Raw genomic sequence first — 18,455 nt, forward strand, 5'->3', positions numbered from 1 at the left:
CTCTAGCCCTTGAGTCCTTGCGTAGACACACCTTCGACGATGTGGCGCTGGAAAATCAGGAAGAACAACAGCACCGGGAGCAGCGCCAAAACAGACATGGCTATCATGGCGCCATAATCGGAGCTTTGCGTCTGGTCCACGAAGAGGCGCAGGGCCAGCGGCAGCGGGTACTTGTCCGGGGTGTTCAAGTACAGCAACGGGCCCAGGAAGTCGTTCCAACTCCAGATGAAGGCAAAGATAGAGGAGGTAATGATGGAGGGCTTCATCAGCGGAAGCATGATGCTGACGAAGATCCTTACGTGGCCGGCTCCGTCAATACGTGCAGCCTCATCCAATTCCCTGGGCAAGTTGCGCATGAATTGAACCATCAAGAAGACAAAGAATGCTTCCGCACCAAGGAACTTGCCCAAGAGCAGCGGCACAAAGGTATCTACCAGTCCCAACTGTTGGAAAATGATGTACTGCGGGATGATGACCACGTGGAAGGGCAGCAACAAGGTCACGATCATCAGAGTGAAGAAGAGCTTTCGCCCCGGGAAATTGATACGCGTGAACGCATACGCCGTCACGGTTGAGGAAAACACCACACCAACAACTGAACCAACGGCTAAGAAGAGCGAGTTACCGAAGAACTGCAGCGTGCTAACCCCGCCAATGCCATCCATGGCCTTGGCGAAGTTTTTGAAGCTGAAGTTGCTCGACCAGATGGCGGCGTTGCCGACAATCTCACTGCTGGGCTTGAAGGATGAAGCCACCATCCACACTGCAGGGTAGAGCACTACAGCGATGAGAATCAGTGACACACCATGGAAAATCAATGTTTTGATGCTGCGACCAAAAAAGGTCCGTGACTTCGGTGAACGCAGTACCGGGGCACCAGCACTGCCACCAATGGTTTCATCGGGTTTGATGGAAGTGATTGTCATTTTTCATCCCCGCTGTAGTGGACCCAGTTGTTGGAGGTCTTGAAGAAGATCAAAGTGATGATGCCGATCACGATCAGCAGCAACCAGGCCATCGCCGAGGCGTAACCCATCCGGTAGTCCCCAAAACCACGCAGGTACAGGTAGAGCGTGTAGAACATGGTGGACCCTGCCGGACCGCCTGCACCATTGGAAATGATGAAAGCTGACGCGAAGATCTGGAACGCGTGGATGGTCTCCATCAACAGGTTGAAGAAGATGACCGGGGAGAGCATGGGCAAGGTGATACTGGTGAATTTCTTCAACCACCCCGCACCGTCCATGTCGGCCGCCTCGTAAAGCTCTGTGGGGACCTGCTTCAGGCCCGCCAAGAAAATGATCATCGGGGCGCCGAACTGCCAGACAGTCAGCAGGATCATCATGGGCATGGTCATGTTGGGGTTACCCACCCAGCCACCGATCCCGATCCCGAAGAACTGCAGGAATTGGTCCACCGGACCGGCGTCACCAAACATGGCTTTCCACACGATAGCGATCGAAACGCTCGCACCAATAAGCGAGGGAACATAGAACGCAGAACGGTAGAACCCTTGGCCGCGGCGCTTGCTATTGAGCAACATAGCAATAGCCAAAGCGGCCAGCAACTTCGTCGGAGTGCCGAAGACCACGTACGTCAGCGTGACCTTCACGGACTGGATGAAACGATCGTCTTGGAAGAGGTCCGTGTAGTTCTCAAAACCAATCCACTTGGGTGCTTCAAACAAGTTGTAATTGGTGAATGACAGGTACAGAGAATAGATCATCGGACCCGCTGTCAGGACAATGAAGCCCAACAGCCAGGGAAGAAGGAAGGTGTAACCGGTGAGGGCCTCAGCCCTCCGCTGCTTGGACTTTTTAGTCGGCAGCGGAGGACCGGTTTTGGCGCGCCGGGAGAGGGCTGGTGTTCGCGTCACAATGCCTTACTTTCGTTGACTACGCGTTTTGCTTAATGACGTCTTCAGCCGAGATGAACCACTGGTCCACAGCCTTATCCACGTCAACCTTGCCGAAGTTCAGTTCTTCCTGAATGCGCAGGAACTCGGACTCGAGGGTACCGAAGCCAACAATGGGCGGCTCGGGTGCATCGCTGAGGTACTTGGAGATTGAGTCCTCGTACGCCACCACCTGAGCATCGACGCCTTCAAAGGTAGTGCCGTCACGCTGAACCTTGGACGCCGGTACGCCACGAGTGGTCTTGAAGATTTCACCCACCTCGGGTGAGTTGACCATGAAGTCGATGAACTTCGCAGCTGCTGCGGCATTCTTGGTCTTGGCACTCGCCACCATCAGCATGGCCGGTTTAAGGAACAGACCCAAGTTTTCAGGATCATCGGAGGGTACCGCAACCATTTTCAGTTCCGCAGCACCGGAGTCTCCCAGGTATCCGCCCATGAAGTTATCCCACGTGGGCTCGGAGACCGTTGCGTTGGCGCCAAAGGGCGACTTGGGTAGCAGCTGGGTCACCTTGTCAGGCGAAATCATTGCAGGAGTCCCCCGCAGTTCCGAAACGGATCCCCACCACTTCTTCAAGTCAGCCTTGGTGAAGCCCAACTTTCCGTCAGCGGTAAAGGCCTCGATTTTGTTCTGGCGAAGCCAGATGTTGAACTGCCACCAGACCCCGGTGTAATCCGAAGAACCGAAGTACTTGCCGCTGCTGGCCTGGCCAGCATCCTGCAAGAACTTCTTGTACTCGGCGTAGCTCCAGTTACCTGTCGGTTCGGCCACGCCAATTTCTTTGAGCTTGGCCGGATCGTAGTAGATGGCGAACGCGTTGGTTCCGGTGGGTACAGCGAACTGCTTGTCGCTGACCTTGCCCGAGGGCAGCAGGGTCTTCTCAAAACCGGAGAGGTCCACGCCGGCCGCACCCAAGTCCAGCAGCTGGTTGCGCTGTGCGTAGTCACGCAGGTAAGACAAATCCCACTGCATGACGTCCGGCAAGCCGCCACCGGCAGCTTCGGTGGAGCGCTTCTGCCAGTAGCCGGCCCAGTCAGTGAACGTGCCAACAACCTTGATGGTGGGGTTCTGCTCGTTGAACAAGGCAATGGCCTTATTTGAACGCTCAGCACGATCCTCGTTGCCCCACCAGGTGTAGTTGATGACGGTGGGCTCCTCGACGGTGCCAGCACCGGAATCACCGGAATTGCCACAGGCGCTCAGTAATGCCGTCGCGGCCACGCCGGTAGTAATGGCGGTAATGAAATTCCTTCTGCTGATCATGAGAGCTCCTTCGCTCGTAGATTTGCGCGGAGCCGCCGTGGCCGCCGCAACTTACATTTCCGCTGTGGTTTCCACAACCGGATACGTGATTCAAATAACACTTATGAAACGATACAATATCGTCCGAAAGCTCTCTTGGCAAGCGCATTCCCAATACCTCGAAAGTTATTTCTAATTCGTTACTCAGCGCGCCTCGCCAAGATTTGCTGCCTGGCCAGCCGTCCCCTCAATGCGTGAACGTGTCAGGGGCAGGCACAGTGGCTCCGTGGACGGTACCACTGGCTCCAGCAGTCCAGCAGCGCCGTGATGCAAGCGGCCAAAGCACAACTCCCGGTGAGATCCGCTGCCCCTTGGAATGACAAAACGATGGTAGGCAATCACCCCATCGTCAGAGCCGGGGACAACGGTAATGGAGTGGTGACCGGTGCCTAAGATGCCGCGCTCATCCACCTTGCTCAGGAGCACTCTCCTGTCCCGCCAGGGGTCCAACGGATCCGAGCTCATGGCATAGTGCACCCGGTAACCCTCACTCCGGGTGTCATCCACCGACCACGAGGCGTAGAAGATATCCCCTCGCCGGCGTGCTTACACAGCTTCACGGAATTCTTCCGGCACCCAGGACACAACTGCCGTTGGGTCAAAGGGCACCATGTCAGGAGCCAGCCGAACGCCGTGGGCCACGCCATTGCCCCAGAACAGATAACTGGTTCCAGTCCCGCCCGGGTAACGGATCACAATGGCGCCAAGTTCCTCGTCAGCGCAGGCACGTCCTTGCGGAAACCTTGTTCGTCGGCTGCCGGATGACCAGGTTCATACATTCCCGTATAGACGCATCTGCCCATGTGCTCCACAAAAGAACCAAAGAGTCGGCGCGGAACTTCGGAGATAGTGAAATCGCGGTCAACACTGATCCGGGCACGTGACATGACAATTTGCTCCTTGGCGTTGCTCTCCTTGGTGTCGCTCTGGGGAACGCAAGCACATGAGGCACTCGCTGCGCATCAGCCAGCGTGAGCGCTCACACACATCATGTCTAGGCAAAATGGCGCACTAGTGAATCCTTCCACCCGTGACGGCAGTTTGGCCCTTAAACGGCAACTGACCCGCAGCGGACGGCCAGGGAACTTGATTCCTGTCCATCCGCTACGGGTCAGCTGTGATACTTAGAAGGTCCTAGATTAGGCCCTGTGCCAGCATGGCGTCGGCTACCTTGACGAAGCCGGCGATGTTGGCGCCAACTACGTAGTTGCCGGGCGAACCGTAGGTATCTGCGGTCTCAGCGCAACGATCGTGAATACCAATCATGATCTTGTGTAGGCGATCTTCGGTGTGCTCGAAGCTCCATGCGTCACGGCTGGCATTCTGCTGCATTTCCAGTGCGGAGGTGGCGACGCCACCGGCGTTGGCTGCCTTGCCCGGAGCGAACAAGATGCCCGCTTCCTGGAAGACTGCAATGGCACCGCTGGTGGAAGGCATGTTGGCGCCTTCAGCAACCGCCACGAGGCCGTTCTTAACCATGCGCGTTGCTGCTTCAGTGTTGACTTCGTTCTGCGTAGCGCAGGGAAGTGCAACAGCAGCATTGACGTCCCAGACTGAACCGCCCTCAACGTAGCTGACAGCGGAGCCGCGGCGAACCGCGTATTCCTTCAGGCGGCCACGCTCTTTTTCCTTGATCTGGCGCAGCAGCGGAACGTCAATGCCGTTCTCGTCCACAATGTAGCCGGAGGAATCAGAACAAGCCACCACCTTGGCGCCGTACTGCTGGGCCTTAGCGATGGCGAAGGTGGCAACGTTTCCGGAGCCGGAAACAACCACGCGCTGCCCGTCGAGGCTGCTGCCACGAGTCTTGAGCATTTCCTGGGTGAACATCACGGTACCGAAGCCCGTAGCTTCCGGACGGACCAGTGAGCCGCCCCAACCAACACCCTTACCGGTCAGAACACCTGACTCGTAACGGTTGGTGATGCGCTTGTACTGGCCGAAGAGGTAGCCGATCTCGCGGCCACCAACACCAATGTCACCTGCGGGGACGTCGGTGTACTCGCCGATGTGGCGGTAGAGCTCGGTCATGAAGCTCTGGCAGAAGCGCATTACTTCGGCGTCTGACTTGCCGCGGGGATCAAAGTCAGATCCACCCTTGCCGCCACCGATGGGCATGCCGGTCAGGGCGTTCTTGAAGATCTGCTCGAAGCCGAGGAACTTCACAATGCCCAAGTACACGGACGGGTGGAAACGCAGGCCACCCTTGTACGGGCCCAAGGCCGAGTTGAACTCAACACGGAAACCACGGTTGATCTGCACGCGGCCGGCATCGTCCATCCACGGCACACGGAAGATGATCTGACGCTCGGGCTCGCACAAACGCTGCAGCACGGCGGCATCAACAAATTCTGGATGCTTATCCAAAACGGGGCCGAGGCTTTCAAAAACTTCTAAAACAGCCTGGTGGAATTCTTTTTCCCCGGGGTTACGGGCTAGAACTTGCTCCCGGATGGCTTCGAGCCTGGTATCCATGAGTCTCCTGAAAAGGGTGAGGCGCCGCCGCGCGGCGCATAAATAAGCTCAGTGGTAATTTTCCAGTCACAGCGCCAGATAGGCTAATTCTTCTCATCTTTCAAGCATTTATGCATGATCTTGCGGATTATGTTGGAGCAAGATTCCATTTCTGAAGATCGTGACGGTGCTAACTACGCCAACCGGGGCACTTCTTAGTTCTTGCGACGCTTGAAGGTGGGCAGAGCTGGCAGGTTGGAAAGCAAGTCAGCGGCCTTATTAGCCAATCGGCCTGCGTTGCCCACACTGCGGCTGAATTGTCCTGAGGTGACGGCGTCGTTCTCATTTGCTTGCACCACTCCGGACTGCACGCTGCCGAACGGCACGACGGCGGCTGTTCCGTTCGACGTTGCCGCGGGAGAAGCTGCCTCTGCTGCTGAGTCGGCCTGAACAGAAGCCGCCACAAGAACTGGAACCTTCTCAGGTACTGGCTGGCTAGCCGGAACCGGCTGCGCAGCTGAAGCCGGAATTTTCGCAATAGGCGCAGGCGCAACAGACGCCACAGCGGCCGCGTCGGAATCCCCTGAGAAGGCCTCGGAACTGCTGGCAGTCACTGCGCTATCAGCCCGAGCGGCGCCATTTCGCTTCGGCACAACGGTGTCGATTACACCGGCGCCTAAGGATTCCAGCCAAGTGGATACCAATGTCAGCGGTTCGGTATTGATGCCGTAGTAGCGTTTCTGGCCTTGGGCGCGCATGGTCACCACACCGGCTTCACGCAGCACCCGCAAATGCTTAGAAACAGTGGGCTGGGAAATACCCAGTTCATCGACCAGCTGCCCCACCGATTTGCTTTCTTGTGCCAGCGCTTCCAAAAGATCTCGGCGGGTGCTTTCGGCGATCACCGCAAAGACTTTTTCAACAACCATTCCACTACCCTAACGACATATGCCCAATCCGGCATCCTGAGCACCCCAACATGGCACAGTAGAACCCAAAAATAGCCCTCAGTCGAACCAGGGATCCAGTCCATACAACGGGAAAACAGACTTACGCGTCGCCATGACGGTCCGATCCAGCGCATCCGAGGGGTTGTAGCCCACTTCCCACGAACGCCACCACGTGTCCGCGTCCTCGCTCATGAGCAGAGGTGCCACTATGGCATATTTTTCCGCCACATAACTTCGCCACGTCTCCGGAACTGCGGTACGCAAAGGCACCGGCCGTCCTGCCACGATCGCCATGAGGTGACTCCACACCCGCGGCACCACACTGACAATGTTGTAGCCACCGCCACCGGTCGCAATCCACCGCCCCTCGCACACCTTGTCAGCGAGGGCTGCAATACTCAAAGCCGCCTCCCGCTGCCCATCCACGCTGGTATTCAAGTGTGTCAGCTCATCCTCCCGGTGCGAGTCACAACCGTGCTGGCTGACAATCACCTCGGGCGCAAAGGCTTCCACGAGTTGAGGCACGACGGCGTGAAAGGCTCTGAGCCAACCGGCATCTGAGGTGCCAGCTGGCAAAGCGACGTTGACGACCGAACCTATCGCTGCTGGCCCACCTAGATCATTGGCGAAGCCAGTCCCGGGAAACAGCGTCATCCCCGATTCGTGCAGGGATATGGTCAGGACGCGTGGATCGTCCCAAAAAATTCTCTCGGTGCCGTCGCCATGGTGCGCATCAATGTCAATGTAGGCCACCTTGGAAACCCCTGAATCCAGCAGTTTCTGAATGGACACGGCAGCATCGTTATAGATGCAGAAACCGCTCGCTTTCCCAGCGAAGGCGTGGTGCATGCCGCCGCCAAAGTTCACAGCCCGAGGAACAGCTCCACTGATGATGGCATTGGCAGCTACGAGAGATCCTCCGGCCAGCCGTGCGCTTGCCTCATGAATGCCGTCAAAAACCGGGTCGTCTTCTGTGCCAAGCCCGCGTTCGGGATCGGTCAAGGTGGGGTCATCCCCCACTCGGCGTACCGCGGCAATGTAGTCACGGGTGTGTACCGTCGCCAAATCGTCGTCGGAGGCTACATAGGACTCCACCACATCCACCTGCGGGAGATCGAAGATACCCAACTCCCGAGCGAGCGTGGCAGTGAGGTCTAGACGCTTGGGCGACATGGGATGGTTGGGGCCAAAATTGTACGCGGACATGGCCGCATCGCAGACTATGCTTGTCGGGACGGCCGTTGGCCCTGAGCTGACGAATGATGACATCAATCACAGGCTATCGAAGTCCGGGCACAAATGCCGTATCCGCGACTTTTGCGCATTTCTAGTTTCAGAGCAGGATTTCACGGCAGGAGGGGAAGCACCGCGTTGACTGCTAGAACCGCACTCCCCCAGAAACTGCCCCGCTGGCCGCTCAAAGTAGTGGTCAGCATCCGCGACTTCGTAGACGGGGTAGCCAATAGCTCCCCGGCCAGACTGGCGCTGATTGTCTTTGCGCTCGTCATCTTAGCTTTCACCCTGACCCTCAGCCTGCCGGTGGCGGCCCGCGACGGCCAAGCCACTGCGTTCCATGACGCACTCTTCACCGCCGTCTCGGCAGTGTGCGTGACGGGGTTAACCACTGTCTCAACCGCCTTGCACTGGTCCTTCTTTGGCCAGCTGGTTATTCTAATTGGCATCTTTGTTGGTGGTTTGGGTATTTTGACGCTGGCTTCCTTGATGTCGCTCATGGTCAGCAAGCGCCTTGGCGTGCGTGGAAAATTGATCGCCCAGGAAGCCATGAACGCCGGCCGTTTAGGTGAGGTGGGTACTCTGCTGCGTATTGTCATCAGTACCTCGGTGGCCATTGAGGTGGTGTTGGCGCTGACCCTCGCGCCGCGGTTCCTGATTCTGGGCGAGTCCCTTCCCCAATCAATCTGGCATGCCACCTTTTACGCCATCTCAGCCTTCAACAATGCCGGCTTTACACCGCACTCCGACGGCGTAGTCCCCTACGAAGCCGATCTATGGATCCTGACGCCGCTCATGATCGGTGGTTTCATCGGCAGCCTCGGCTTCCCGGTCTTGATGGTCCTGCTGGCCACCGGCTTCCGCTTCAAGAAGTGGACGCTGCACGCCAAGCTGACCATTCAAGTCTCACTCATGTTGTTGGTGGCAGGGGCCATTTTGTGGGGCGCCATGGAATGGACCAACCCGGAGACCATGGGTGGCATGAGTGTGGGGGATAAGATCACGCACGCCATATTTGCCTCCGTCATGACGCGATCTCTGGGTTTCAACTTGGTAGATATGAACTCCATGAATACCTCCACCATGCTGCTCACGGACGCTCTGATGTTCGTGGGCGGCGGCTCCGCATCCACCGCCGGCGGCATCAAGGTCACCACGCTGGCCGTGATGTTCTTGGCCATCGTGGCCGAGGCCCGCGGCGACAGCGACGTAAAAATTTACGGCCGAACCATCCCCCAAGGCACCATGCGCGTGGCCATTTCCGTGATCATGATGGGTGCAACACTGGTGATGATCGCCTGTGGCCTGCTGCTTGCCATCTCCGGAGAAAGCCTAGATCGGGTGCTCTTTGAAACCATCTCGGCCTTCGCCACCGTGGGTCTGAGCACGGGGCTCAGTGCCGAGCTCCCGCCGCCGGGCGTCTATATTTTGTGCGCCATGATGTTCTTTGGCCGCATCGGATCCATCACACTGGCCGCCGCCTTGGCCCTGCGCCAACGCCGCCAGCTGTTCCACTACCCGGAAGAAAGGCCCATCATTGGCTGAGAAAATAGACCCCAGCAACCGCCCGCCGCACAACGCGCCAGTGCTGGTGGTTGGGCTGGGCCGCTTCGGTGCCGCCACGGCTCATCAGCTCGTGAAGCAGGGCCGAGAGGTGCTCGCCATTGAGCGCGACCCCGCCCTCGTGCAGAAGTGGGCCGGCGTGCTCACACACGTCGTGGAGGCCGACGCGACCAACATTGACGCCCTGCGCCAGCTCGGGGCACAGGACTTCAGCTCCGCCGTCGTGGGTGTGGGAACGTCCATTGAATCCAGTGTGTTGATCACCGTGAACCTGGTGGATTTGGGCATCGCACACCTATGGGTCAAGGCGATCACGCAATCGCACGGCAAGATTCTCACCCGCATTGGCGCCAACCACGTCATTTATCCCGAGGCCGACGCCGGTGTCCGCGCCGCGCACCTTGTGGGCGGTCGCATGCTGGACTTTATCGAGTTCGACGACGATTTCGCGATCGTGAAAATGTATCCACCCAAGGAGACTCAGGGGTTCACACTCGAGGAATCCAAGGTGCGCTCCAAGTACGGAGTGACGGTGGTGGGGGTGAAATCTCCTGGCGAAGATTTTACGTATGCGCAGCCGCACACCCGCGTTTCCAGCCGTGACATGCTCATTGTTTCCGGCGATGTTGAGTTGCTGGAGCGGTTCGCCGCACGGCCCTAACCTCACGTTTTTGACGTCCGGAACGTCTACTGGGCAGGAGGTGTTTATTGATGATCAGGCATCTGGTTTTTGATTCCCCGTTGGGGCTGTTGACCGCAGTAGAGCACGACGCCGGACTCGCGGCTGTGTACATGGCGGAGCATAAGCGCCGCCCGGCTTTGGAGACGTTCGGGGACGCGGTGCTCCCGTCTGCCTCCTTGGTTCTGGCTGCCACGGTGGAGCAGCTCGGCGAATATTTTGCTGGTGTGCGCCGTAGTTTTTCCCTGACATTAGCGCCGGTTGGCAGCGACTTCCAGCACCGTGTTTGGGCTGCGCTGCGGGAGATTCCCTATGGTGAATTACGTAGCTATCGAGAGTTGGCAGCGATGCTAGGTGATCCGTCCATGGCTCAGGCCGTGGGTTCTGCCAATGGTCGCAATCCGATCAGCATTGTGGTGCCGTGCCACCGGGTGGTGGGATCTGACGGATCGTTGACTGGTTATGCCGGCGGTCTGGAACGCAAACAATTTCTCTTGGAACTGGAAAATCCGGCCCGGACCCACACGGAGGCACTGTTCTAATGCGTCGCCGCAAGGTGGTGTTGCTTTGACAGCCGGGTCTGCGGAGGCTGCTGGTGGGGCTGCTGGTCAGGGAGCACTGCCGCCTTTTGAGGAGCTCGTGGGGGTGCATGGCGCCGTGGTCCTGCGTGTTTGCCGAGGCTTGGTGGGTCCGGACGACGCTGATGATGTGTGGCAGGAGACGTTCTTGGCCGCACTGCGGGTGTACCCGTCCACCGACGCTGTCGGCAACAGACAGGCGTGGCTAGTCACGATCGCCCGGAACAAGGCCATGGACCATCACCGGAAAGCCCAGCGTCTGCCGGCGCCGGACGGCGACGCGGCCGCATCAGCGCTCTCGGGCGATCCCGAGGGCATCTCACGCACTGACGCGCGAAGCTCCCGCGGGATGGGGCTGGGAGGAAGGGACGGCGTCGTACGTGCTGTTGAGGCCGGTGAAACGGCGGCTATGGTGTGGGCCGCATTGGCTGCATTGCCACTCAAGCAGCGTGAAGCCGTGGCATACCACCATTTGGGCGGGCTGCGTCATGCCGAGGTGGCGGCCATTTTGGGCAATTCGGAGGCGGCCGCGCGCAGGGCTACCGCCGATGGGATGAAGGCTTTGCGGGCGATGTTAGGTGAGGGAAGGGCTGATTTCCAATGACTGAAGACAAGATCGATGGGGTGTTGGCCGCTGTGGCAGGGGTCCAGGACGCACAATTGTTCAATCTCACCGCCCAGTTCAAGATGGCAGCCGCCGTTGAAGGGCTAGTGGATGTGGCGTATCGGGTGGTCGATTCACCCGTGGGTCCGCTACTCCTAGCTGGGACCGAGGCGGGCCTCGTGCGTGTGGCCTTCGCCGTTGAGGGGCACAACGCCGTGCTGGAACAGCTCGCCACGGCCATTAGCCCGCGGGTGCTGCTGGCCCCGGCACGGTTGGAGTCCGCTGCCCGGGAGTTGGGCGAATATTTCGAGGGGCACCGGAGGCGGTTCGATCTGCCGTTGGACTTCCAGTTGTCGCACGGATTCCGGCGTGAGGTGCTGGGCCATCTGCCAGAAATTGGCTACGGGCACACGGCTAGTTATGCCTCGGTTGCAGCTATGACATCGAGCCCCCGCGCGGTGCGGGCTGTGGGCACGGCGTGCGCCCGCAACCCGCTGCCGCTGGTGGTGCCTTGCCACCGCGTGGTCCGTTCCGATGGCAGCCAGGGCGCGTATCTGGGAGGACCCGAGGCGAAGTCGCTGCTCCTAGCGCTAGAAGCGGCGGGAGCCTGAGAACCCCGTTCTCCCCGCTGGCACTGCGAACACACGGACCACGAACTACGAACGCTACGGACGCTACGGACACACGGACGCTAGCGCAGCAAATACCGTATTTTGGTGAACGCTAGCGCATCTTGTTGGTGTTAGTTGCTGCCCAGCTCTTCGGTGATTTGGGCTGCTCTGGCGGCGGCTGACTGTGCGCCGGCCTTGATGATTCCGGGCAAGCCTAGACGGTCAAACGTGGCAATGGCCTGTTCCGTGGTTCCGTTGGGGCTGGTGACTGCTCGGCGTAGCTGCGTGGCGTTTGCCCCGGGTTCTGCCAACATGATGCCAGCCCCGGCCACCGTTTCACGGGCCAAGACCTGCGCGATCGCCGGGTCCATGCCGAAATTCTCGGCGGCGGCTGCCATCGCTTCCGCCAAGTAGAAGGCGTAGGCCGGGCCCGAACCACTAATGGCTGACACCGCGTTTTGCTGCTCCTCGGGAATGTCAATGACAACGCCGGAACCAGCAAATACCTCATGGGCGGCCGAGAGATGGTGTTCGTCGACGCTGCTTCCACCGGACAGTGCCACGACACCACGGCCCACCTGCAACGGAGTGTTGGGCATGGATCGAACCACGGGCTGCCCTGGCTTCAAGGCGCCCTCTAATTGAGCAAGAGATACAGCTGCGGCCACACTGATGACCACGGTTTCAGATTCCAACGCGTCGGCAATTTCCCGGCAGAGATCGAGCGTGCCAACGGGCTTCACACCCAAAATGACCACCGATGCACCCACCACAGCCTGAGCATTGGCATCAGCTTCTTCTTGGGACGCCAGAGCGGTGACGCCGTGACGGGCGGCCAACTCATTGGCCCGGTCGGGGCGACGAACCGTGACCACCACGGAAAGCGGTGGGACGCCAGCTGCCAACAATCCTGCAAGAATTGCTTCGCCCATGGAACCGCAACCCAGAAATACAATCTTTTTCGTCATATCCCCATCTTTCTTTGCCGGGGCAGTGCATGCAACTGCAAACGATCTTCAAGGCTTAATGGGAAACGCACAGCTGACGCCCCGGCTATTCTCAACCGCGGCCCGTAATCTCTTAATTACCTCATAAGGGTGCGAGTGATGATCGGACTGGTCTTGTCCTGAAGACTAGTCAAATCGCCGGAGATCTCGCCAGTGATTCCCCCCATCCACTGGTGCAGAACCTCCGGCGATTTCGCATTTAACGATCGAATCGTGCGCACGAAGTAAATCTTCGCGCACGGAGTAGCCAGGACATCAGGCAGTACTGCCAGCACTGAAAGCATCAGGCAGTACCGCTAGTCCGGCTACGGCGTTGTCTGCCCCAGATGCACCCGAGCAAATTCGAGAGTTTCAGCCAGCCATTCCTCGCGCTGACCAGCACCTTTGGCTTTGCGGGTGGAGATCTCGGCGACCACTGCGCCGTCGAACCCGTTGTTGGCAATGTGCTGGAGCACCTCAACGCATTCCTGTGTGCCATGGCCAGGGATCAAGTGCTGGTCCTTGGTCGAGGGCGAAATACCGTCGGTCAGGTGAATGTGGCGCAACCGCGATCCCAGAGCCTTGGCGGCGTCCAAGCTGGATGCCCCGGCGGATGCGGCATGGGAAAAGTCCCACGTGACATCTTTATAGTCCTGAGCTACTGGATCCCAGTGCGGCAAATAGGCTAGGGCCTCGCGTCCACGGACCCTCCAGGGGTACATATTTTCAACCGCAATGCGTATGCCAAAGGATTCGGCAATGTCTCGAACGCCCTGCGCAAAAGTCTCCGCATAGTCGTTCTGCCAGCGGAACGGCGGGTGTACCACCACCACATCAGCCCCTACATCCACCGCCATCTGCGCCGATCGCTGAATCTTATTCCACGCGCTGCCCCACACTTGTTGGGTCAACAGCAATGTGGGTGCATGAATGGCCACGATGGGCTGGTCGTAGCGCTCGGCAAGGCGGTTTAAAGCGCTCGAATCCTGGCTGTCACCGTTGTGCGTCACTAGAACTTCGACGCCGTCGTAACCTAGGTCCGCGGCAACCGCAAAACCATCATGAACTGAGAGCGGATATACGGAGGCCGTGGAAAGTGCCACGGGAATATGGCGCGCCGGTCCGGGCGTGGCCTCGGAGTCCTGGTCATGGTTGTGCTTACTTTGATCGCTCATATCCACCTACTTTGTGTCCGAATTTCTCAGCTTAGCAACATGTGCAGGAGGATCCAGCGGCCCGTCAAAAATCAGCTGGTCAAGTCGCCGCAGAATTAGCCCCTCGCGCAGCGCCCACGGACTGATCTGCATGCTGGTCACCTTGAACATCTCCAGCGCGGACTGAGCCACGAGCGCCCCGGCCAGAACCTGCTGGGCCCTCGCCGGAGAGACCCCGGGCAGATGGAGCCTGTCTGCGGAAGACATGGCCGATAACCGCTGGGACCAGAGTCCCAGATCGCTCAGGTGTAGCTCGCGGCGCACATAGGGCCCCATGGACGACGGCGCGGCACCAGTGATGCGCGCCAGCGCCCTGAATGTCTTAGAGGAGCCTGTGACGAGGTGTGGTGTCCCCAGTTCCTTGGTCGCCGCGATGGGTTCCTTGAGAGTTGCTTTGATGTGTTTGCGGAGTTCTTTGATGCTCTTGGCTGTGGGCGGGTCCTCCGCTAACCATTCGCGGGTGAGTCGACCGGCACCCAGCGGAACGGAATGCGCAACATCCGGAAGCTCGTTGGAGCCTTGGGAGATTTCAAAGGAACCCCCACCAATGTCCAGGTTGAGGATGGACCCGGCACCCCAGCCATGCCAGCGCCGCACAGCAAAGAACGTCATCGCAGACTCTTCCTCGCCGGTCAGTTCGGTCAACCTAATGGTGGTCTCATGTTGCACCCGGTCTAGAACCTGCGCACCGTTGGTGGACTCTCTGATAGCGGAAGTACAAAATGCCAGAAGGTCCTTGGCTTTGTGCTTGGCGGCAAATTCCCATGCCTCAAGGATGAACTCAATGAGCTCGTGCTGGCCCTCATCGGTAATGTTGCCGTCTGCATCCAAATATTTAACGAGGCTTAGAGCTCGTTTATGGGAAGCAAACGGAACTGGATTGGCGCCCGGTCGCGCATCAACAAGCAGCAAGTGGACAGTATTGGACCCGATGTCGAGCACGCCTAATCTCATAGCCCCATTATTGTCCTCCCAGCTCCAAAACATGCCAATGGCCACCCGATGGCGCAGCAACATTAACTTTTTGCCACAGTGTGATCTGTGGATACAGCTAGTTACTGGGGTAATCAGACAATGAGGGCGTCAGGGCCTCCTGCGTCGGAGTCGGCCACCAGAGCACGCAACCACAGCACGCAACCGCAGCACGCAATCGGCCATGGCGAGACGCTTGCCGGCATCGGAGCAAATCTTGTAGTAGCTGTCCTTGGTGGCCGGGAAGTGCCTAAGCTACGTTGCGGCTGCGGAGGTGCGGTCGTAAACGTTGTAGTCCGATATTCCGGATGTTACAGGCCCCACTTTGACCAGTTCACACATATGGGGACATTCGCTATTTGCGCGTACCGCCAAAAAACCCCACAGCATAGGATGTGGGGTTTTTTGCAGGACACAGATTTCAACCTGACAGTCCGGTCACAGTGTGAATTATTTCTTGGCAGGTGCCTTCTTCTTGGCCGGCGCCTTGGCTGCCGGCTTCTTCGCGGCAGTCTTGGTGGTCCGCTTTACCGGTCCACGGGCCCGCTTGTCAGCCAAGAGCTCGATGGCGCTCTCGCGGGTCAGGTCCTCAATATCAGTTCCTCGCGGCACGGTGATATTGGTGATGCCGTCCGTGATGTACGGGCCGAAGCGGCCTTCCTTGACCACAATCTTCTTCTCAGAAACGGGATCGTCACCGAACTCCGCCAAAGGCGCCACTGCTGCGCGTGCACCACGCTGTTTGGGCTGAGAGTAAATCTCTAGAGCCTGCTCCAGCGTGATCGTGAAGATTTCCTCCTCCGTTCCAATGGAACGTGAATCCGAGCCCTTCTTCAGGTACGGACCGAAGCGGCCGTTCTGCACCGTGATCTCATTGCCTTCAGCGTCAGCACCCAGCACCCGAGGCAAGCTCATGATCCCTAACGCTGCTTCCAAGGAAACGGAATCAACGCTCATGGACTTGAAGATTGAACCTGTCCTGGGCTTGACCTTGACGGGCTTCTTCGGCGGCTTCGGCTTGCCGTTCTTGTAGTACTCGATGGGCTGATTAGCGATTTCTTCAGCCGTCATCTCCGGAATAACTTCGGTGACATACGGGCCGTAACGGCCATTCTTGGCCACCACTGTGTGTCCGGATTCAGGATCGACGCCGAGCACGCGTTCCTCGGACGCCGCCGTCTCCATGAGTTCCTGGGCCTTGGCAGGCGTCAGCTCATCAGGAGCCAGATCCTCGGGAACATTGGCGCGAGCTGCCTCAATGATTTCCCCTGTCTTTGCATCCAGAGTGGGAACAGTGCTTTCCAGGTAAGGCCCGAACTTGCCCACGCGCAGCACCAAGGTGTCGGTGATGGGCATCGAGTTAATATCGCGGGCATCAATCTCCCCGAGGTTGTTCACAATGGCTTGCAAGCCCCTGTTGTCATCCCCACCGAAGTAGAAGTGCTTAAGCCAGTCGGAGCCTGCCTCCTGGCCGTTGGCGATCCTATCAAGGCCCTTCTCCATGCCGGCCGTGAACTCGTAGTCCACATAATCGGTGAAATGCAGTTCCAGCAATCGCACCACGGAGAAAGCAATCCAGCTCGGCACCAGGGCTGAACCTTGCTTGCTGACGTATCCGCGGTCCATGATGGTGGACAGAGTGGAGGCGTAGGTGGACGGGCGGCCAATGCCACGCTCTTCCATTTCCTTCGTCAGCGATGCTTCTGTAAAGCGCGGCGGCGGCGAGGTGTCGTGGCCATTGGCCTGCACCTCGGCAGCGGTCAAGGAGTCATTTTCCTTGACGTTGGGCAAGCGGCGATCCGAGTCATCGGAATCGTTGCGTGACTCGTCACGGCCTTCTTCATAAGCGGCCAAGAAGCCACGAAAGGTGATGACAGTACCGGAGGCTGAGAATTCAGCATCCTGGCCGTCGGCGACGCCACCGATAGCCTTGGCACCCAACTTGATGGTCGCCGTCGAGCCTTTGGCATCTGCCATCTGGGAGGCGACGGTGCGCTTCCAGATCAGCTCGTAGAGCTTGAATTCATCCTTGCCCAAGGCGCTGGCCACCTGGGCGGGGGTCCGGAAAGAGTCCCCAGACGGGCGGATAGCCTCGTGGGCTTCCTGCGCATTGGCGCTCTTGCTTGCGTAGACGCGCTTTGCCGTAGGCACAAATTCCGGGCCGTACAGCTCCGAAGCCTGGCGGCGGGCGGCGTTGACGGCTTCATCGCTCAAGGAGGATGAATCGGTACGCATATAGGTGATGTAACCGTTTTCATACAGGCGCTGGGCGGTCTGCATGGTGGATTTGGAGGAGAAGCGCAGCTTGCGGCCGGCCTCCTGCTGCAGGGTCGACGTCGTAAACGGCGCGGCCGGGCGGCGGGTGTAGGGCTTATGCTCCACTGAGCGGACGGCAAAGCTGACGTCCTGCAGCGCAGTGGCGAGGGCCTTGGCAGCTACCTCGTCCAGGTGTGCCACGTTCTTGCCGGTCAGCACGCCCTGATCGTTGAAGTCGCGGCCAGATGCCACGCGCTTGCCATCAACGGCAGCTAGTTTGGCGCCGAAGGACTCACCGGTCTCCGGCGTGAACGTGCCAGCCAAATCCCAGTAGTTGGCCGAACGGAACGCCATGCGCTCACGCTCACGCTCCACCACCATGCGAGTCACCACGGACTGAACACGGCCAGCAGAGAGCTTCGGCGCGACCTTGCGCCACAACACGGGAGAGAGCTCGTAGCCGAACAAGCGGTCCACCACGCGGCGGGTTTCCTGCGCATCCACCAGATCGGTATCCAGTTCGCGCAAATTACCCAAAGCGCGCTGCAGGGACTCCTTGGTAATTTCGGCAAACGTCATGCGGTGCACGGGCACCTTGGGCTTGAGCACCTCGAGCAAATGCCACGCGATAGCTTCGCCTTCGCGATCCCCATCAGTTGCGAGGTACAGTTCGTCGGCGTCCTTGAGCTGCGCCTTGAGCTCCGCCACCTTCTTCTTCTTGTCGGAAGAGACCACGTAATACGGCTTGAAATTGTTCTCAAGATCGACAGCGAACTTGCCAATCGAGGACTTCTTCAGCTCCGCAGGGAGCTCGGAAGGCTGCGGCAGGTCACGAATGTGCCCAATGGAGGCTTCGACAACGAAACCCTCGCCAAGGTACTTAGCGATGGTCTTGCTTTTGGCAGGGGACTCGACAATCACGAGCTTTTTGCCAGTCTTGGGCTTGCTAGCTGCTGCCTTGGTGGGCACGGTACTCCTACAGGGAATGAAAGGTGGACGAACGGCGTCCCCAAGAGCCTAGTTCACCATATTTTTACCGCGAACACGTATTGCTTGGGAAACCGAGTGTGGAAAACAGCCCATTTTTCGGCCTGTTCGTGGCCAAGCTCATTTATTTTCGCAGGGCATGTGAAGTTC

The 18,455-nt window shown here is 58.7% G+C and carries 16 protein-coding genes and 1 pseudogene; 5 read left to right on the top strand and 12 right to left on the bottom strand.

The features are described from left to right. Positions 1–2 precede the first annotated feature (2 nt). The 8 genes and pseudogenes from ACX80D_RS08720 to ACX80D_RS08755 form a co-directional block, all read right to left on the bottom strand. Positions 3–926, bottom strand: coding sequence for a carbohydrate ABC transporter permease (locus ACX80D_RS08720; RefSeq protein WP_459322266.1), 924 nt, complete (start codon positions 924–926; stop codon positions 3–5). Then, on the bottom strand, positions 923–1,876 hold the full coding sequence (locus tag ACX80D_RS08725; RefSeq protein ID WP_459322267.1) for a carbohydrate ABC transporter permease: 954 nt from the start codon (positions 1,874–1,876) through the stop codon (positions 923–925). The genes ACX80D_RS08720 and ACX80D_RS08725 overlap by 4 nt, the downstream gene beginning before the upstream one ends. A 19-nt stretch (positions 1,877–1,895) precedes the next feature. Next, on the bottom strand, positions 1,896–3,179 hold the full coding sequence (locus tag ACX80D_RS08730; protein WP_459322268.1) for an ABC transporter substrate-binding protein: 1,284 nt from the start codon (positions 3,177–3,179) through the stop codon (positions 1,896–1,898). A gap of 183 nt (positions 3,180–3,362) precedes the next feature. Beyond that, complete coding sequence (locus ACX80D_RS08735; RefSeq protein ID WP_459322333.1) at positions 3,363–3,746, bottom strand: family 43 glycosylhydrolase; 384 nt, start codon at positions 3,744–3,746, stop codon at positions 3,363–3,365. A gap of 111 nt (positions 3,747–3,857) precedes the next feature. Next, positions 3,858–4,105: pseudogene (locus tag ACX80D_RS08740) on the bottom strand (alpha-L-arabinofuranosidase); the annotation flags it as partial. A gap of 247 nt (positions 4,106–4,352) precedes the next feature. After that, the gene (gene gdhA, locus ACX80D_RS08745) at positions 4,353–5,693 is read right to left on the bottom strand and encodes an NADP-specific glutamate dehydrogenase (protein ID WP_459322269.1); all 1,341 of its coding nucleotides are present in this window, start codon (positions 5,691–5,693) and stop codon (positions 4,353–4,355) included. Between the two features lie 194 nt (positions 5,694–5,887). Next, positions 5,888–6,601 carry an ArsR/SmtB family transcription factor gene (locus ACX80D_RS08750; protein ID WP_459322270.1) on the bottom strand — a complete coding sequence of 238 codons (714 nt, stop codon included), beginning with the start codon at positions 6,599–6,601 and terminating at the stop codon, positions 5,888–5,890. A gap of 78 nt (positions 6,602–6,679) precedes the next feature. Next, a complete protein-coding gene (locus tag ACX80D_RS08755; RefSeq protein ID WP_459322271.1) occupies positions 6,680–7,828 on the bottom strand; it encodes an acetoin utilization protein AcuC in 1,149 nt (382 codons plus the stop codon). Between the two features lie 165 nt (positions 7,829–7,993). Here ACX80D_RS08755 and ACX80D_RS08760 point away from each other — a divergent pair, with 165 nt between their 5' ends. The 5 genes from ACX80D_RS08760 (at position 7,994) to ACX80D_RS08780 (ending at position 11,890) form a co-directional block, all read left to right on the top strand. Further along, positions 7,994–9,400: a TrkH family potassium uptake protein gene (locus ACX80D_RS08760; RefSeq protein ID WP_459322272.1), complete on the top strand. Its 1,407-nt coding sequence runs from the start codon at positions 7,994–7,996 to the stop codon at positions 9,398–9,400. Positions 9,401–9,440: 40 nt separating this feature from the next. Further along, positions 9,441–10,079, top strand: coding sequence for a potassium channel family protein (locus ACX80D_RS08765; protein WP_459322334.1), 639 nt, complete (start codon positions 9,441–9,443; stop codon positions 10,077–10,079). 50 nt (positions 10,080–10,129) lie between these two features. Further along, positions 10,130–10,639: a methylated-DNA--[protein]-cysteine S-methyltransferase gene (locus ACX80D_RS08770; protein WP_459322273.1), complete on the top strand. Its 510-nt coding sequence runs from the start codon at positions 10,130–10,132 to the stop codon at positions 10,637–10,639. Positions 10,640–10,664: 25 nt separating this feature from the next. Then, positions 10,665–11,279 (top strand): RNA polymerase sigma factor, encoded by a 615-nt coding sequence (locus tag ACX80D_RS08775; protein WP_459322274.1) that lies wholly within the window; start codon positions 10,665–10,667, stop codon positions 11,277–11,279. Between the two features lie 83 nt (positions 11,280–11,362). Further along, positions 11,363–11,890, top strand: a complete 528-nt coding sequence (locus ACX80D_RS08780; RefSeq protein ID WP_459322335.1) for a methylated-DNA--[protein]-cysteine S-methyltransferase — start codon at positions 11,363–11,365, stop codon at positions 11,888–11,890. 131 nt (positions 11,891–12,021) lie between these two features. Here the strand turns inward: ACX80D_RS08780 and proC are convergent, their stop codons facing one another. From proC to topA, 4 genes are all read right to left on the bottom strand, one after another. Continuing rightward, positions 12,022–12,858: a pyrroline-5-carboxylate reductase gene (proC, locus tag ACX80D_RS08785; protein WP_459322275.1), complete on the bottom strand. Its 837-nt coding sequence runs from the start codon at positions 12,856–12,858 to the stop codon at positions 12,022–12,024. A gap of 344 nt (positions 12,859–13,202) precedes the next feature. Continuing rightward, complete coding sequence (locus tag ACX80D_RS08790) at positions 13,203–14,051, bottom strand: sugar phosphate isomerase/epimerase family protein (RefSeq protein WP_459322276.1); 849 nt, start codon at positions 14,049–14,051, stop codon at positions 13,203–13,205. Between the two features lie 6 nt (positions 14,052–14,057). Then, positions 14,058–15,044: a Ppx/GppA family phosphatase gene (locus ACX80D_RS08795; RefSeq protein ID WP_459322277.1), complete on the bottom strand. Its 987-nt coding sequence runs from the start codon at positions 15,042–15,044 to the stop codon at positions 14,058–14,060. Between the two features lie 468 nt (positions 15,045–15,512). Then, entirely contained in the window at positions 15,513–18,287 is a 2,775-nt protein-coding gene (gene topA / locus ACX80D_RS08800) for a type I DNA topoisomerase (RefSeq protein ID WP_459322278.1), read from the bottom strand. Between the last annotated feature and the right edge of the window lie 168 nt (positions 18,288–18,455).

This window comes from Arthrobacter sp. Sr24 (genome assembly GCF_054511175.1).

Excerpts from the sequence above, each read along its gene's own strand:
- ACX80D_RS08795 (WP_459322277.1), bottom strand. The coding sequence starts at position 15,044 with ATGAGATTAGGCGTGCTCGACATCGGGTCCAATACTGTCCACTTGCTG.
- ACX80D_RS08755 (WP_459322271.1), bottom strand. The coding sequence starts at position 7,828 with ATGTCCGCGTACAATTTTGGCCCCAACCATCCCATGTCGCCCAAGCGT.
- ACX80D_RS08750 (WP_459322270.1), bottom strand. The coding sequence starts at position 6,601 with ATGGTTGTTGAAAAAGTCTTTGCGGTGATCGCCGAAAGCACCCGCCGA.
- ACX80D_RS08720 (WP_459322266.1), bottom strand. The coding sequence starts at position 926 with ATGACAATCACTTCCATCAAACCCGATGAAACCATTGGTGGCAGTGCT.
- gdhA (WP_459322269.1), bottom strand. The coding sequence starts at position 5,693 with ATGGATACCAGGCTCGAAGCCATCCGGGAGCAAGTTCTAGCCCGTAAC.
- ACX80D_RS08790 (WP_459322276.1), bottom strand. The coding sequence starts at position 14,051 with ATGAGCGATCAAAGTAAGCACAACCATGACCAGGACTCCGAGGCCACG.
- ACX80D_RS08780 (WP_459322335.1), top strand. The coding sequence starts at position 11,363 with ATGGCAGCCGCCGTTGAAGGGCTAGTGGATGTGGCGTATCGGGTGGTC.
- ACX80D_RS08770 (WP_459322273.1), top strand. The coding sequence starts at position 10,130 with ATGATCAGGCATCTGGTTTTTGATTCCCCGTTGGGGCTGTTGACCGCA.
- proC (WP_459322275.1), bottom strand. The coding sequence starts at position 12,858 with ATGACGAAAAAGATTGTATTTCTGGGTTGCGGTTCCATGGGCGAAGCA.
- ACX80D_RS08730 (WP_459322268.1), bottom strand. The coding sequence starts at position 3,179 with ATGATCAGCAGAAGGAATTTCATTACCGCCATTACTACCGGCGTGGCC.